Origin of the sequence: Reinekea thalattae (genome assembly GCF_008041945.1) — a bacterium.
Classification (GTDB): Bacteria; Pseudomonadota; Gammaproteobacteria; order Pseudomonadales; family Natronospirillaceae; genus Reinekea; species Reinekea thalattae.
Genome location: NZ_VKAD01000001.1, coordinates 2,153,836 through 2,168,690, shown reverse-complemented (window position 1 = coordinate 2,168,690; position 14,855 = coordinate 2,153,836). Strand labels below are relative to the sequence as shown.

Annotated in this window: 15 protein-coding genes; 7 read left to right on the top strand and 8 right to left on the bottom strand. The window is 46.7% G+C overall.

Annotated elements, in window-relative coordinates; translation table 11 throughout:
• Nucleotides 1–232 precede the first annotated feature (232 nt).
• Together udk and FME95_RS09945 are read left to right on the top strand one after the other, a co-directional pair.
• Nucleotides 233–865, top strand: a complete 633-nt coding sequence (udk, locus tag FME95_RS09950; protein ID WP_147714230.1) for a uridine kinase — start codon at nucleotides 233–235, stop codon at nucleotides 863–865.
• A gap of 139 nt (nucleotides 866–1,004) precedes the next feature.
• Nucleotides 1,005–1,748, top strand: a complete 744-nt coding sequence (locus FME95_RS09945) for a DsbA family protein (protein WP_147714229.1) — start codon at nucleotides 1,005–1,007, stop codon at nucleotides 1,746–1,748.
• A gap of 109 nt (nucleotides 1,749–1,857) precedes the next feature.
• Here the strand turns inward: FME95_RS09945 and FME95_RS09940 are convergent, their stop codons facing one another.
• The 4 genes from FME95_RS09940 to radC form a co-directional block, all read right to left on the bottom strand.
• Complete coding sequence (locus tag FME95_RS09940; RefSeq protein ID WP_187265495.1) at nucleotides 1,858–2,529, bottom strand: lysophospholipid acyltransferase family protein; 672 nt, start codon at nucleotides 2,527–2,529, stop codon at nucleotides 1,858–1,860.
• Between the two features lie 210 nt (nucleotides 2,530–2,739).
• The gene (rpmG, locus tag FME95_RS09935) at nucleotides 2,740–2,898 is read right to left on the bottom strand and encodes a 50S ribosomal protein L33 (protein WP_147714227.1); all 159 of its coding nucleotides are present in this window, start codon (nucleotides 2,896–2,898) and stop codon (nucleotides 2,740–2,742) included.
• A gap of 12 nt (nucleotides 2,899–2,910) precedes the next feature.
• Nucleotides 2,911–3,147 (bottom strand): 50S ribosomal protein L28, encoded by a 237-nt coding sequence (rpmB, locus tag FME95_RS09930; RefSeq protein WP_147714226.1) that lies wholly within the window; start codon nucleotides 3,145–3,147, stop codon nucleotides 2,911–2,913.
• A gap of 318 nt (nucleotides 3,148–3,465) precedes the next feature.
• Nucleotides 3,466–4,140: a RadC family protein gene (gene radC / locus FME95_RS09925; RefSeq protein ID WP_147714225.1), complete on the bottom strand. Its 675-nt coding sequence runs from the start codon at nucleotides 4,138–4,140 to the stop codon at nucleotides 3,466–3,468.
• Nucleotides 4,141–4,383: 243 nt separating this feature from the next.
• Between radC and coaBC the strand changes: the two genes are divergently transcribed.
• The 5 genes from coaBC (at nucleotide 4,384) to FME95_RS09900 (ending at nucleotide 8,878) form a co-directional block, all read left to right on the top strand.
• Nucleotides 4,384–5,598, top strand: coding sequence for a bifunctional phosphopantothenoylcysteine decarboxylase/phosphopantothenate--cysteine ligase CoaBC (gene coaBC, locus FME95_RS09920; protein WP_147714224.1), 1,215 nt, complete (start codon nucleotides 4,384–4,386; stop codon nucleotides 5,596–5,598).
• Nucleotides 5,599–5,660: 62 nt separating this feature from the next.
• On the top strand, nucleotides 5,661–6,122 hold the full coding sequence (gene dut / locus FME95_RS09915; protein WP_147714223.1) for a dUTP diphosphatase: 462 nt from the start codon (nucleotides 5,661–5,663) through the stop codon (nucleotides 6,120–6,122).
• 152 nt (nucleotides 6,123–6,274) lie between these two features.
• On the top strand, nucleotides 6,275–7,186 hold the full coding sequence (gene argB / locus FME95_RS09910; RefSeq protein WP_147714222.1) for an acetylglutamate kinase: 912 nt from the start codon (nucleotides 6,275–6,277) through the stop codon (nucleotides 7,184–7,186).
• Entirely contained in the window at nucleotides 7,183–7,782 is a 600-nt protein-coding gene (slmA, locus tag FME95_RS09905) for a nucleoid occlusion factor SlmA (RefSeq protein WP_147714221.1), read from the top strand. The genes argB and slmA overlap by 4 nt, the downstream gene beginning before the upstream one ends.
• A 202-nt stretch (nucleotides 7,783–7,984) precedes the next feature.
• A complete protein-coding gene (locus FME95_RS09900) occupies nucleotides 7,985–8,878 on the top strand; it encodes a GGDEF domain-containing protein (protein ID WP_147714220.1) in 894 nt (297 codons plus the stop codon).
• Here the strand turns inward: FME95_RS09900 and FME95_RS09895 are convergent.
• The 4 genes from FME95_RS09895 to FME95_RS09880 form a co-directional block, all read right to left on the bottom strand.
• Nucleotides 8,875–10,308, bottom strand: a complete 1,434-nt coding sequence (locus FME95_RS09895; protein WP_147714219.1) for an aspartate kinase — start codon at nucleotides 10,306–10,308, stop codon at nucleotides 8,875–8,877. The genes FME95_RS09900 and FME95_RS09895 overlap by 4 nt on opposite strands.
• Nucleotides 10,309–10,601: 293 nt before the next feature.
• Nucleotides 10,602–11,834: a hypothetical protein gene (locus FME95_RS09890; RefSeq protein WP_147714218.1), complete on the bottom strand. Its 1,233-nt coding sequence runs from the start codon at nucleotides 11,832–11,834 to the stop codon at nucleotides 10,602–10,604.
• Nucleotides 11,835–11,905: 71 nt separating this feature from the next.
• The gene (locus tag FME95_RS09885; RefSeq protein WP_147714217.1) at nucleotides 11,906–12,433 is read right to left on the bottom strand and encodes a disulfide bond formation protein B; all 528 of its coding nucleotides are present in this window, start codon (nucleotides 12,431–12,433) and stop codon (nucleotides 11,906–11,908) included.
• 310 nt (nucleotides 12,434–12,743) lie between these two features.
• Nucleotides 12,744–14,843 (bottom strand): RelA/SpoT family protein, encoded by a 2,100-nt coding sequence (locus FME95_RS09880; RefSeq protein ID WP_147714216.1) that lies wholly within the window; start codon nucleotides 14,841–14,843, stop codon nucleotides 12,744–12,746.
• Nucleotides 14,844–14,855 lie beyond the last annotated feature (12 nt).

Sequence of the window (14,855 nt, the reverse complement as noted above, 5' to 3'; positions counted from 1 at the left end):
GGTGGGATTAAATTTAAGCCTCTATTGTATCTTCACAACCAGTAATTAACAGCCAATATGTAATTTTATTACACTATGATTGATCAATATCAGCGAAGTTCGTCGCGACAATTCCCACCAAAAACAATAGAATAGCCCGCCACCAATGGTCGTGCCATTTTTATGGTACAAATTAACCCGTTCGCTCGTGCGCAGTCGAAAACCGTTCAATTTATTTTTACTTGGTACCTTTATGAAAACAAAGCCTCTTTTTATCGGCATTGCGGGTGCATCAGCATCTGGCAAAAGCCTACTGTCTAAAACGATCCATTACGAACTGCAGTACGAATTAGGCGAAGAGGCTGTATCGATCATCAAAGAGGACAGCTATTACAAAGAGCGCAGCGACATCAGCTTCGAAGAGCGCGAGCAGATCAACTACGACCATCCAAACGCCTTTGATCACGACCTGTTAATCGAGCACCTACAAGCTCTCGAGAACAAGCAAGAGATCTCTGTTCCGGTCTACGACTACACGCAACATAATCGCTCTAAAGAAACCGTCGACTTGCAACCTAGCCGAGTCGTCATCGTCGAAGGCATCCTATTACTGCACGACAAGCGAATCCGCCAACGCCTAGATGCCAAAGTCTTTATCGATACTGACTTAGATATTTGCCTACTTAGACGACTTAAACGCGATATAGAAGAGCGCGGCCGCACCATGGATTCAGTGCTGGAACAATACAAGCGGACAGTACGACCGATGTTTTTGGAGTTTGTACAACCCTCGAAACAATACGCTGACATCATTGTGCCTCGCGGCGGTAAAAATCGAGTCGTCATTGAGATGCTGAAAGCCCGAATTCAGCAGATGCTCAACTAATCCACCTTTTGGCCATTTTTGTTACAAAATTACAAATTTACAGCTTCTAAGCAACGGATACCGCCTGATGATATTTTTAATCGCAGGAACTTATGTATGATCAAGCCCTCTAAGCGCAGAGCCTAACACCGGAGATCTCATGAAAGCAGTTAAGTTGTTCCGACCTATCAGCCTCGCCACACTCATTATGGCTAGCACGAGTACAGCCCTAGTAGCTGAAGAATTTGAAAAGAGTGATATTGAGCAGATTGTGCATCAATACATTATCGACAACCCAGAAGTTGTCGCTGAAGCCATCTACAAGCTACAAAACCAGGCAAAAGAAGAGCAAGCTCGACAAGAGGCGCTATCACTCAAGCAGATGACGGCACAGCTCACGAACAACCCAATAGATCCTGTTGGCGGAAACCCAAACGGCAGTGTAACCATTGTTGAGTTTTTCGATTACAACTGCGGTTATTGCAAGCGAGCCAATGGCACGCTACAGCAGTTGATTGCGGATAATCCTGATTTAAAAGTCGTTTACAAGGAATGGCCGATCTTATCGGAAGGCTCTGCTAAAGCGTCAAATATCGCATTGGCAGTAAACCTAGCCTACCCAGATAAATACCAAGCGTTTCATCGCGCCTTACTTGAAAGCCGCAGTGTACGCACAGAAAATGATGCTTGGGCCGTTGTTGAGCGCGTAGGTTTGGATCGAGCTAAGGTAGAGAAAGAACTTTCTAACGGCGATATCGCCAAACACCTACAGGAAACCAAATACCTAGCCCAACAGCTTGGTATTACCGGCACGCCTGCTTTTGTTGTCGGTGGCCAAATACTCAAGGGCGCTTACCCTCAAGAAGACATTCAACGCGCAATTGATGCTGCTAAAGAAAGCTAACAGCTGCGTTGCTTCATTGATTTGATACGACCTAAATTAGTAGATATGACTTGAGTTAGATAGAACCTGCCCAGCCTAAGTGCTGGGCAGCTTTTTTTAACTTAAGCGATTATTTTAGCTTAGACAACACAATAGCTTCGACTTCAGCCATGATCTGTTCAGCTGGCTGACCTTCCACTTTCACAACCGGATGAATAAAGACGTCAACCGTACCAGGCGTTTTAACAAACCGATCGTTGTGCCAAAAAGAGCCTGAATTGTGCGTTACCGGCACAATATGAGTTCCTGTTGCCAACGCCAAGACAGCGCCGCCCTTTTTAAACGGCAACGGTGCATTCGGCAAGCTTCGTGTTCCCTCAGGAAAAATCAATATCGAAAAGCCCTGAGCAATGCGCTCACGACCCTGCTCAATGATTTGCTGCATCGCTTCTCGGCGCTTGCTGCGATCGATAGCAATCGGCTTACAGGTGGCATAAGCCCAACCAAAAAACGGAATCTTCAGCAAACTGGATTTTGCAACCTGTGACTGCGGTTGAAACAAGTGCTGTAAGAAAAAGGTTTCCCATGCAGATTGATGGTTAGAGACAATGATACTGGGCTCTTTAGGGATATTTTCACGGCCGTGAACGCGAACCTGTATTCCTAGAAACAGCCGACTCAGCGCATGGATTACCTTAGCCCAACCACCAATAACGACGTAATAACGTCGAGGCAGAGGCACTAAATAGCCGATCACGCCAAATACAGCACACCAAAGCATGGTAAAGCTCACGCTCAGCATATAAAAAATTATGGTTCGTAGAGTAGCAAACAGCATCAACATCAAAGCCTGTGCATACAAAAAGAATCTAATGGCCGTCTTTATACTACAAGCATCAACAGCACGACAGATTTAAGTGGGGCTTAAATAACGATCAAGCAGACAAGTGTATTTTTATTCTAGACAAAAAAAAACTCGGCGAACCGAGCTTTTTTGAGTACTAAAATTCAATTACTTGATTTTAGCTTCCTTAAAGATAACGTGTTTACGTACTTTAGGATCGTATTTTTTAAATTCTAGTTTATCCGGCGTATTACGCTTGTTCTTATCAGTGGTATAGAAATAACCAGTACCTGCAGAACTTACTAGACGAATCTTATCACGTGGCATCGTTTAGACTCCTTAAACTTTTTCACCACGGGCACGTAGATCTGCTAGTACAGACTCAATACCCTTTTTATCGATAATACGCATACCTTTAGTAGAGATACGCAATTTAACGAAGCGCTTTTCACTCTCAACCCAAAAACGGTGAGTGTGAAGATTCGGTAAGAACCGACGCTTAGTTTTGATCTGTGAGTGGGAAACATTATTCCCTGTTACAGGACGCTTACCTGTAACTTGGCAAACTTTAGACATTCTTTGTCGCCTCCAATGGTCGGTGACACCGCACTTGAGCTTAATAAGTTAATTCGACCGCAGGATTTTCATGTTTTAGATTACGGATGCCGTTTTATGGCCTTTTAAGCCCATGCCTAACTGGCATCCTCTCGTTCTAAGCAATGCTATTGCGTTGCTCGGAGCTCGATAAAAACAGCGCTCGCTGTTTAAGCATTTAAGGTTTAAAGGCTTAAACAATTCTATCTAAAATCTTGGGGACCTGGGGCCCTGATTCAAAGAGGCGCGATTTATACCAGAATCTAAAGGCAAGCTCAAGTATTGGTGCTGTTTTTTTGTTCAAATCAGCCCTCTTTCGGCAAAGCTGATGACCACGCCCTGACCGACCACCATATGATCCAATAAACGCACATCGACCAAGTCCAAGGCGCTTCGAATCCGCTCGGTAATGAGCTGATCGGCCGAACTTGGCTCCGCCACTCCGCTGGGATGATTATGCGCCAATATGACCGCTGCGGCATTACAGGCCAGAGCCGCCTTAACTACTTCGCGTGGATACACAGCGGCACTGTCGATTGTGCCGTAAAACAGCGTTTCGAAGCGCAAAACGCGGTGTTGACTGTCTAACCAGATACAACTGAACTGTTCACGCGGTAAAGCCTGCATTTGAGCCAATAGAAAATTTCGAGTGTCGGTTGGCGATGTTAACGCTTTTCGCGATTGCAGCTCGGTACGCAAATAACGCCGACTCATCTCCAATACGGCCTGCAACTGCACAAACTTTGCCGGACCAAGACCTGGCCCTTGGCAAAATTCCGCTAAATCGACCTGAAACAGGCTAGCAATCGAGCCAAACCTATTGAGGATTTTCTGCGATAAGGACACAGCATCTAAGCCGGGAATGCCGGTTCGTAAAAAAATCGCCAACAGTTCGGCATCCGAAAGCGCCTCTGCGCCCTGATTTAACAGTTTTTCTCTGGGTCTTTGGCTCTCAGGCCATTGCTTAATCGACATAAACAATCCTTTGTTTAAATGCTGATGAGTTAGCGCAAAACAGCCGTGACTGCCTTTACCAACCGAATTTGAGTTGTGTTACCCTGCCTGCTCTAGCGCGCGACAGTCTCTAACACCATACTTAGAGTCTCTAACACCATACTTAGCAGCGCGTTGAAACTCAACGGCCGTTATATTGAAACTCAACAACAGTTATAAGGTCGAAACCAGTCTCCGCCTATTAGCAAGCAATGGATATACTGTATGAGCACAGCCTGTTTCCGAAATAAAAAAGTGATCGTCGGCATTACCGGCGGTATTGCCGCCTACAAATCTGCTGAGCTGGTTCGGCTTTTTATCAAAGCCGGTGCTGAAGTCCGCGTCGTTATGACTGAATCGGCGCAAGAATTCATTACTCCACTAACACTTCAAGCCTTGTCGGGTAATGCTGTCAGTACCAGCCTATTTGATGAATCAGCAGAATTGGGCATGGGTCATATCGAATTGGCTAAATGGGCAGATCTGATTATTGTCGCGCCAGCAACGGCTGACTTTATCGCTCGTTTGAATGCAGGCATGGCTAACGATCTTTTAACAACGCTATGCTTAGCCAGCCAAGCTAAATTAGCCATCGCTCCTGCCATGAATGAATTTATGTGGCACCACCCTCTGACTCAGCGCAACCTCAATGAGTTGCACCAAACACTGACTCACTTGCACCAATTTGGCCCCGCTCAAGGCGAACAAGCCTGTGGCGATATGGGCTTCGGTCGCATGCTAGAACCAGTAGAAATCTTCAATCAGGCTCAGGCTGTGTTTAAACAGGCAGACTTAGCCAACAAGCACATTGTGATCACCGCAGGGCCGACGCAGGAAGCGATCGACCCGGTGCGTTATTTATCTAATCACAGCAGCGGAAAAATGGGCTTCAGCCTTGCTGCGGCTGCGGCTGAACGCGGCGCTCAGGTGACGTTAATCGCAGGGCCCGTGAACCTGCCAACACCTGCTGGCGTGCAACGACTCGATATTCGCAGCGCTGAGCAACTATTGAAAACCAGCTTAGACTGCATATCGTCATGCGATATCTTCATTGCAACCGCAGCTGTTGCCGACTATCGCCCCGCAGAAGCGGCCGAGCAAAAAATCAAAAAGGATGGCAGCGGCAGTGAGCTAAGCCTGACACTCATAGAAAACCCCGATATCTTAGCAACGGTCGCCAAGCACTCTGATCGACCAAAAACCGTTATTGGTTTCGCCGCCGAAACCCAGCAGGCCGAGCAATACGCACAGCAAAAATTGAAACGAAAGAATCTTGATGCCGTGGTCGCCAACGATGTTTCACGCCAAGACATCGGCTTTGGCGCTGACAACAATGAGATTATTTGGGTGACTCAGTCTGGCTCGGAGCCTTTTGGCCCAGCAACAAAGCATGACGTCAGCCATTTTATTCTCGATCACATCAACACTCTAATTCACTAACACCCTGATTCACTAACAGCCTGACTTACTAAACAACTGGCACTGATCAAAAGGCAGATTGAATGACTCATAAGCTACAACTGAAAATCCTCGACCCAAGAGTCGGTACTGAAGACTTCCCGCTACCCTCTTATGGCACCGAAGGCTCTGCGGGTATGGACCTGCGCGCACTACTTGATGAACCGTTGATTCTTCAACCGGGCCAAACTGAATTGGTGAAGACCGGCTTAGCCATTTATATTGGCGATCCATCGTTAGCAGCAACTATTTTACCGCGCTCTGGCCTTGGCCATAAAAAAGGCTTAGTACTGGGTAACTTAGTCGGACTAATCGACTCCGATTACCAAGGTGAACTGATGATTTCTTGCTGGAATCGCGGCAATGAAGCCGTCACGATCAACAACGCTGATCGCATTGCTCAATTGGTATTGCTGCCTGTGGTGCAAGCCAGCTTTGATCTTGTAGATCAATTTCAGCAGAGTGAACGTGGCACGGGTGGCTTTGGTAGCACCGGTAAAGAATAAGCAGTATTGGTTAGGTGGCTTTGTCAGCTGGTTAAACATTGACAGCCACGGCTAATTTATTTTTTAATTCAGGCTATTAAGTAAGTACTCACTTTGCGATCATGAATCTCATTCATTCATTCGTTAGGTCGCTTTTCACCATTGGAATCTATATGCCGTTAGATACTAGTACCGCTCACGATTTTGTTAAAGTTCTGCACGAAGCGCTGCCCTATTTGCAAAAGTTTCAGGGTAAAACCATCGTCATTAAATACGGCGGTAACGCCATGGTCGATGAACAGCTTAAAGCCAGCTTTGCACGCGACATCGTATTGCTAAAAACGGTCGGCATTAACCCTGTCGTGGTGCATGGCGGCGGCCCTCAAATCGGCTCGTTACTGGAAAAGCTGAACATAGAAAGTAATTTCATTAACGGCATGCGCGTCACCACCAGCGAGACCATGGATGTTGTCGAAATGGTGCTGGGCGGGCTGGTCAATAAAGACATCGTTTCACTGATCAATCAGGCTGGCGGAAAAGCCTTTGGCTTAACCGGTAAAGATGCACACTGCATTCAGGCAACAAAACTGAAAGTTTCTGTCGATAACCCTGGGCTGCAAAAATCCGAAATTATCGATATCGGTCACGTTGGTGAAGTTGAGTCGATCAATAAAGATTTTATCGAACGTATGTCTGACGGTGAGTACATTCCTGTCATCGCCCCTATCGGCGTTGGCGAAGACGGTGCCAGCTATAACATTAATGCCGACTTGGTCGCTGGTAAAATGGCCGAAGTGCTAGGCGCAGAAAAACTCATTTTATTAACCAATATCGCCGGCTTACAGGGTAAAGACGGCCAAGTATTGACTGGCCTTAGCACTCAACAGGTTAATGAGCTTATTGCCGACGGCACCATTTTTGGCGGCATGTTACCGAAAATTCAATGCGCTCTAGACGCTGTGCATTCTGGTGTCACCAGCGCCCATATCATCGACGGCCGCGTGCCACACTCAACCCTATTAGAGATTTTCTCCGATACCGGTGTCGGCACCCTGATTACCAATCAGACAGAGGCGTACCTATGAGCAGTAACGACTCTCTTTCTCGGCGAGACCAAATCCTACAATCATTAGCCCATATGTTGGAATCGAACCCGGGCCAAACGATCACGACAGCAAAGCTTGCCAAAGAGGTCGGCGTTTCCGAAGCTGCCTTGTACCGCCATTTCCCAAGCAAAACCAAAATGTTTGAAGGCCTGATCATCTTTATCGAAGAAACGCTCTTTACCCGCGTGCATCGTATATTACAGGAAGAGCCTTCAGCGCTGGCTCAATGCGAAGCCGTGCTCATGTTGTTGTTGGCCTTTGCTGAACGCAACCCAGGCATGTGCCGCATACTTATCGGCGATGCGTTGGCAGGCGATGTCGAGCGATTACGCTCACGAGTGGTACAGATTTTTGATCGCCTAGAGACCCAGTTGAAGCAGATTATGCGCGATGGCGAGATTCGCGACGGTATTCGTCCCGTCCTGCCAATGGCGCAAGCTGCTAATATGATGCTGGTATTTGCCGAAGGCCACATTAACCAATTTGTGCGCAGCGAATTTAAACGCAAGCCAACCGATAACTGGGCCACTCAATGGCCTGTCATTGCACGTGCTATTTTCCCAACAAGCGCCTAAGCTTAGGCCGACTGCTATCAACCCTAATGTAACCGAGCTAACTTAAGCTTTAGGTAATGCAACTCGTTAGAACGATTTCATTAGGGCTATCTCGTTAGGACTATCTCATTAGAGGTAAGACAAAAAAAGCAGGCAACTGCTGGCGGTTCCCTTTATATTTGCAGTGGTTTATAGGTATTAAACACCCAGTTAAGGAAACGCGGTGAAACAACTTAATACAGACTTCTCAATGCAAGCGAACACGATTATTGATGCCAGCCGCACGGCGGTGATTCAATTCAATCAGCAGCATCAATTGATCGCCGCCAGCGAATTAGCATTATTTTGGCTTGGTTCAAACCAAAGCCAACGCGTACTGGACGATCAATGGCTTCGAGAGCGCAGCCTCTATCTCTACGATCGCGACTACCAAAGCATTAGCATCGAAGCAGTACTGGAGCAGTCGTTAGAAGAGCCGTATCTGGGCATTAGCTTGCATCAAAACAGCTGCTGGGTACGTACAAAACTTCTAGTCGATGACCAAGACAGCAATATCAAGACTCTGCTACTCACTGAGGTGACAGAATTAGTCGAAGAGCTGATGGTATTTCGCCAGCAGGCAAGCAACGCCAATACACTCGATCTAACCACCAGCCTGTATAATCGCCGCCATGCAATTCAACAGCTGCATGAACTCTACAACAGCACCAAAAAAATTAATGCGACCTTTTCAGTCGCGCTTATCGGCATCGATCATTTTAAACGGATCAATGATACCTACGGCCATGATCTAGGCGATGCAGTGCTCGCTCGAGTCGCTCAAATCATTAAGCAGAACTTTAACAAAGAAACTATTTGCGCCCGCTACGGCAACCAAGAATTTTTGGTGCTACTACCGAACACCAATAGCCATCAGGCACTGGTTAAGGTGAATCAGGTTAGGCAACTAATCTTTGAGCTGAAGTGGAACCAATTTCCACAGCCAATCACCATTAGCGCTGGCATTGTTGAGTGGGAGCCCAACAAAAGTGTTGAGCAATTGGTGTTTATGTCCGACCAGCGCTTGGTCACTGCACAGAAAGCAGGTCGAAACCAAGTCTGTGGTGCGCTGCCTTAGCCGGCAGCTTTCACCGAATAGCCTGGCCGCTCAATCAACGCTTCATGCAAAGCGGCAATGGTGGCATCGTAATGGTCTTCTTCTATAACGATACGCACATCCACCTGACGAATGCCCTGATAAACCGCCATGACGTTGATGTTTTTATCAGCCAACGCACCAGACATGCTGGCAAGAATACCTGGCACACTCATATCTGAACCCATCACTGAAACCATCGCCACTTTGCGGCTGCTCATCTCTGCATTTGGAAAGTATCGCTCTAAACGCGCCTGAATACGCTCAACCACTTTCATGCCGGTATCCAAATAAAGCGTCACAGTATTAGCGTTGTGCTCTTTAGCGAGCAAGGAGACATTAAACTCCTGAACTAGACGTTGAATTTCAATAAATTGCTCCGGCTCACCAACCATGTCTTGGTCAAAGACATTCAGTGCATAGACATGGCGAATACCGGCAATAATTTCAACACGAGGCGTTTGCGAGCGGTAGTCATTGGTAATCAGCGTGCCGTCATGTTCAGGCTCAAAGGTATTTTTAACACGCAGCGGAATACTTTGCTTGCGCAGTCCTTTCGCCGCCTTAGGGTGAATGGCTTCCATACCGATCAACGATAGTTGATCGGCAATATCATAATTGGTACGGCCAATCGGTTTCACATTGTGCTCACCGACCACCAGTGGGTCCGCCGTAGACAGATGATATTCTTTGTGGATAACCGCTTCGCGTGCGTCAGTTAGCTCAGCAATTTTGCTAAAGGTAATTTCTGAGTAGCCACGATCAAAAGTGCCCATCAAACCTTCTTGGCATTGGGTGTAGCCAGTAACAATTGGCATTTCATTAGCGAAGTCGTAACGTGAAAAGACCGTTTTGATTTTTTCATCCAGCGGTAGATTATCCGGTTCCCGCCAACCAGAAAGATCAACAAAGCGCGCATTAACACCTTCGGCTTGCAATAATAGCGCTGTATTAAAAGCACTGTGTGCCTCACCAACTCCGGCTAACATTTCACGCACCGTTGCTAGGTGCTCATTGATTTGGAAATGACCGTAGGAACAAACACGCTGTAAATCCAGCAGGCAAGAACGAACGCCTTCCATGCGTTCAGTTATAAATTGATCGGCCTGTTTGAGTAAGTGCGGTTGCTGAAAAAGCTCAGCATTTTTCTGGCGCATTTTTTTGGCGGTATCGGTCAGAGCTTCGCTCCACTGCCAATCGCTGTCGTTATTGGCGAACAACGCATAAACACCTGGCTCTCGTGTTTTCTTGTGTTCGAGTAACGCATTGGTCATGCCGCCATAAGCAGAGACAACGAAAATCCGCTGATACATTTGTGACTGTGGGCGTGAAACCTGAACAATGTTATCCCGCACTGCGGAATAATTGCTCATTGAAGTACCACCTATTTTTTCAACGGTATGCTGTGCCATGCGTGCTAATTCCTTACCTATGCCGATTATGTGACTTCGGCTGGCACGCTAACAGGACAGATCTTCAACTAACATAAGGCAGAAGAACAACGCCGATAACGCAACCAAACGTTCTTAACGATTAAAATACAGAAGCGGCAGTGTAAGAGTTTTACACCGAAACTCAATCAAGCAGGCACAGGATAACGATGGTGTTTTGACAAGATGGCGTTGACGTTTTTAGAACGACTTTTATTCTGCCGTTGCAGAAGAACGTCAACGCGCTGTTTCAACCTCGATCTGGTTGAGTAGGTTTAGTTAACTTGCAGCTGACCTAACGAATTGACCGTGACGTTATATTGCTTTGTATCGCCAGCCGGAAGACGTAATTTAAGTGGCACCTTACGACGCGTCTTACCATCCCAATGCGACAGCGTTAAGGATATTTCTGCCATCTCATCGGTACGGTTAACCGTCTCCAAAAGCCAACGGCCTTTGCCACGCGCTTCTGCATTGAGCGATACCAATTGGCTTTCACCTAACGACAGCTCTGCCTGTGTGTCACTGCTGGGCTGATAGTAGCTGGTTAGCATCGCTAGCTTATGATCAAACAAAGGGACTTTGACATCACCTGAGATCGCAGGCAAGGATTGCTTCGCGGCCAGCTTCAATGAGTATTGTGACGAGAGAGTGCCGCTCTGGCTGCTATCCCAATTAATTTGATAATGGCGTGCCACAGATTGCAATGGTGTCGTCGAAACCGGTAGCCACTGTCTAGAATTCGCAGGTAAATAAACCTCCTTATCTGAAACTAACAGAGGCAAGCCCTGACTTTGGCTTTCTACCGGCACAGAAATAGCTGAATCATTTTCTGCTAAAGCCGTTGTGGTACGCATTAAAATCGGCTGGCGCTGCGCAACTTGAGAGAAGCTATAACCCGATGCTGTTAAGTCGAACGGGCTATCATTACGGACTAACAATTCTTGCGTTAGCGAAGGCTGGCGTTTGTCCAAATTCAACCGATATTGCACCTCGGCCGAAACTTTTGCATCCCACCAAGCGTACTGCAGTTTATTGGCTTGTTTGTTCTGCTGTATAAGTTGAAAAGAAAAACTGCTATCGGCTTCAGCCTCAACCCATTCCAATTGATACCATTGATCTCTCGGCCAATAACGCAAACGCGAGCCGCGCTTAAGCACCAACATATCAGCACTGGCATCAACCACCTGCCAAGTTTCAGGCGCACCTTGAATCAAGACTTCGCTACCCAATGCAGGCAACGAGTTTTGGCTATTAGCACGCCACACCAGCTGGCTGTTTGGCTTTTCTGTTTGCCACCAAAAGTTATCAGCACTGACATTATCTAACGGCAGTGGTACAGAGGTGATTTTTTCATTAATCGATTGAGAACGTGAAAGCCAGCTGCCTGTACCAGACATATATAACCAATCGGCTGGCAAGGTTTCACATGCCGCAAGGCCAGATAACGCAATACATAAGCTTGCTGTGACAGCTCGAGAATAGCGGCTTACAACCTTCTGCTGCATAAAAAACTCCTAATCAAAACACTTTCCGCCTTAACCTAATATTCTCCGCCTAGGCTATAAGTAACGCTCAATTACGCCATACGACGGAAACCTAATGAGGTTAATAACTGCACTAACAATGCAGCGGCTGCGATAAAAAATAACGTAACCGTACCGTACAGTAATCCTTCACCCATGGTCATACCGAAAATAAAATCCGGTGTATAACCACACATGGTCCACACTTCAAAAACTTGTGGCAACCATTGATCTAACGGCAACCAACTTGGGAAGCCAGGGTCCATACCGCAGGTCGACTCCATTAAGCCACGCTCAACCAAAACGGCCTCGCGGCTAACGCGCCATAAAAAACCCAACGATACGATCAAACCTAACTGAGCTGCGTAACGCAACAACGATAGTCGTGCTCCTACAACACCCAGCAAGCCAAATAAAACACCCAGCAACACAAAGGCTCGTGACTGAATACACAGCGCACAGGGTGGTTCGCCTAGGACATGTTGGTAATAGAGCGCAACAGCTTCGATACCAACACCAACCGCCAATACGGCAAACCAATAACCGCGTGAGTGCACAAAAGAAGATAATAGTCGTAACATGAACAGCGCCTTAAAATAATAAAGAATATGCCATTATAAGAGACAATCTGGAAAGCCATTAGCGATTGAAATCAAATGACCCGCACAATACAACGACTACTTATTATGTATGTAGCCGATACTTAATTTGCGTAACCGATATTTATACTGCTTAACCTAACTGAAGTTTATATTTCTTAACTTAAGAGGCTTATATTTCTTAACCTAAACAGTATCGCAGCCAAATCAGCAAGCTTTATGACAGAGCAAATGCCGATAAGCTGATACTTTAACCTAAACGCAAAGCTCGGCGGAGGTGCTGACGCTTTATTTAAACTCGATCGATCTTAGACACCGAAGGCAAGGCGTGCAGTCGTTTAATAACTCGGCTCAAATGTTTACGTCCAGTGACAGCAACAACAATCGACACTCTCGAATTACTGGCATCGACATCTTGCATCTGAATAGATTCAATATTGGCATCGGCATGCGAGACGGCATTAGCAACACTGGCCAAGACACCGCGAGCGTTTCGCAAGTCGAGTCGGATCTCAACTTGGAACTCACCTTCCATCGATTTATCCCAGTGCAAATCCAAGCAGCGGTCGGGATCATCACGCAAATCGATAATGTTGCGGCAATGCTCAACATGCACCACCATGCCCTTACCTTTGCTCATCACCCCGACAATTGGGTCGCCAGGAATTGGGCGACAACATTTGGCGTACGATATTAATAAGCCATCGTTGCCCTGAATGGTCAAAGAAGCCTGCCCAGTAGTCAGCTCTTCGCTGTTCAACTGCACTAAACGCCGCGCCACCATGTAAGCGGTTTTATTACCTTGACCAATTTCTTGAAATAGATGATCAACATCGCGCAGTGAGGACTCCTCAAGCACCGCCTCTAATACATGCGCGGGTATGCTTTCAAAGTTACGATCCAATAAATCCAACTGAGTATCGAGTAGCTTTTTACCCAAACCAATGGCGTCTTCTCGTTCCATACGCGTTAGGAATGATCGAATATTGGTTCTGGCCTTAGCAGTAAAGACAAAGTTCAACCAAGCCGGGTTTGGCCGTGCGCCAGGCGTGGTAATAATTTTTATGGAATCACCGCTGCTTAGCGGTTGGCTCAATGGTGCAAGCTTGCGGTTAACCAAACAGCCAACACAGCTGTTGCCAATATCGGTATGAACGGCGTAGGCAAAATCGATCGGCGTTGCCCCTTTCGGCAATTCCATAATGCGACCTTTGGGCGTAAACACATAGATTTCATCCGGGAACAGGTCGATTTTGACGTTTTCAATAAACTCTAACGAGTCGCCCGCGCTTTCTTGCATTTCTAATAGGTTTTTAACCCAACGTCGCGCTCGAAGGTGCGTTTGGGTCGATTGATTCTCATCGGTTTTATAAAGCCAATGGGCAGCAATGCCGTGGTTGGCCATATCTTCCATATCACGCGTACGAATCTGAATTTCAATAGGTACGCCGTTTAAGCCAATCAAGGTGGTATGCAACGACTGATAGCCGTTAGTTTTGGGGATAGCAATATAGTCTTTAAAGCGATTTGGAATCGGCTTATAGAGGTTGTGCACAACCCCTAAAATTCGATAACAGGAGTCTATCGAATCGGTAGTGATACGGAATGCATAAACATCGAGAATTTCTTTTAGCGACTTGCGCTTTTCGCGCATCTTTTGGTAGATCGAATAGAGGTGCTTTTCTCGCCCCTGAACTTCGGCATCGATACCCTCTTCTGATAAACGATTACTCAATGCCGTTTGAATAATGCTCACCAGCTCTTTACGGGCACCAAACTGTTTTTTAATCGCCGAACGAATGCGCTCTGCCCGAATCGGGTACATGGCCTCGAAGGATAAATCTTCCAGCTCAACACGTAAGTCATTGATGCCTAAACGCAATGCAATGGGAGCAAAAATCTCCAGTGTTTCACGCGATTTACGGCGCTTCTTTTCAGGTGGCATGGCACTCATGGTGCGCATGTTATGTAGCCTGTCGGCCAACTTCACAAGGATGACTCGAATGTCTTTCGACATCGCCAAGACCATCTTTTGGAAGTTTTCTGCCTGCTCTTCAAGCTTACTTTCAAACTCAAGGTGAGTCAGTTTAGAAACGCCATCGACCAACTCAGCAACGCCTTCGCCAAACTGCTCAATCATGGCTTCTTTAGAAACGGAGGTATCTTCTAAAACATCATGCATCATGGCAGCCATCAAACTTTGATGATCCATATGCATGTCAGAAAGGATATTGGCCACCGCCAATGGATGGGTAATATAACGCTCACCACTGCGCCGCATCTGGCCTTCATGTGCCTGCTCGGCATAGAAGTAAGCACGCTTAACACGGGCGATCTTTTCTGGCGTTAAGTAATCTTCTAACCTTAAAGCCAAGTCATGTACAGTGGACAAAGCAATACCATT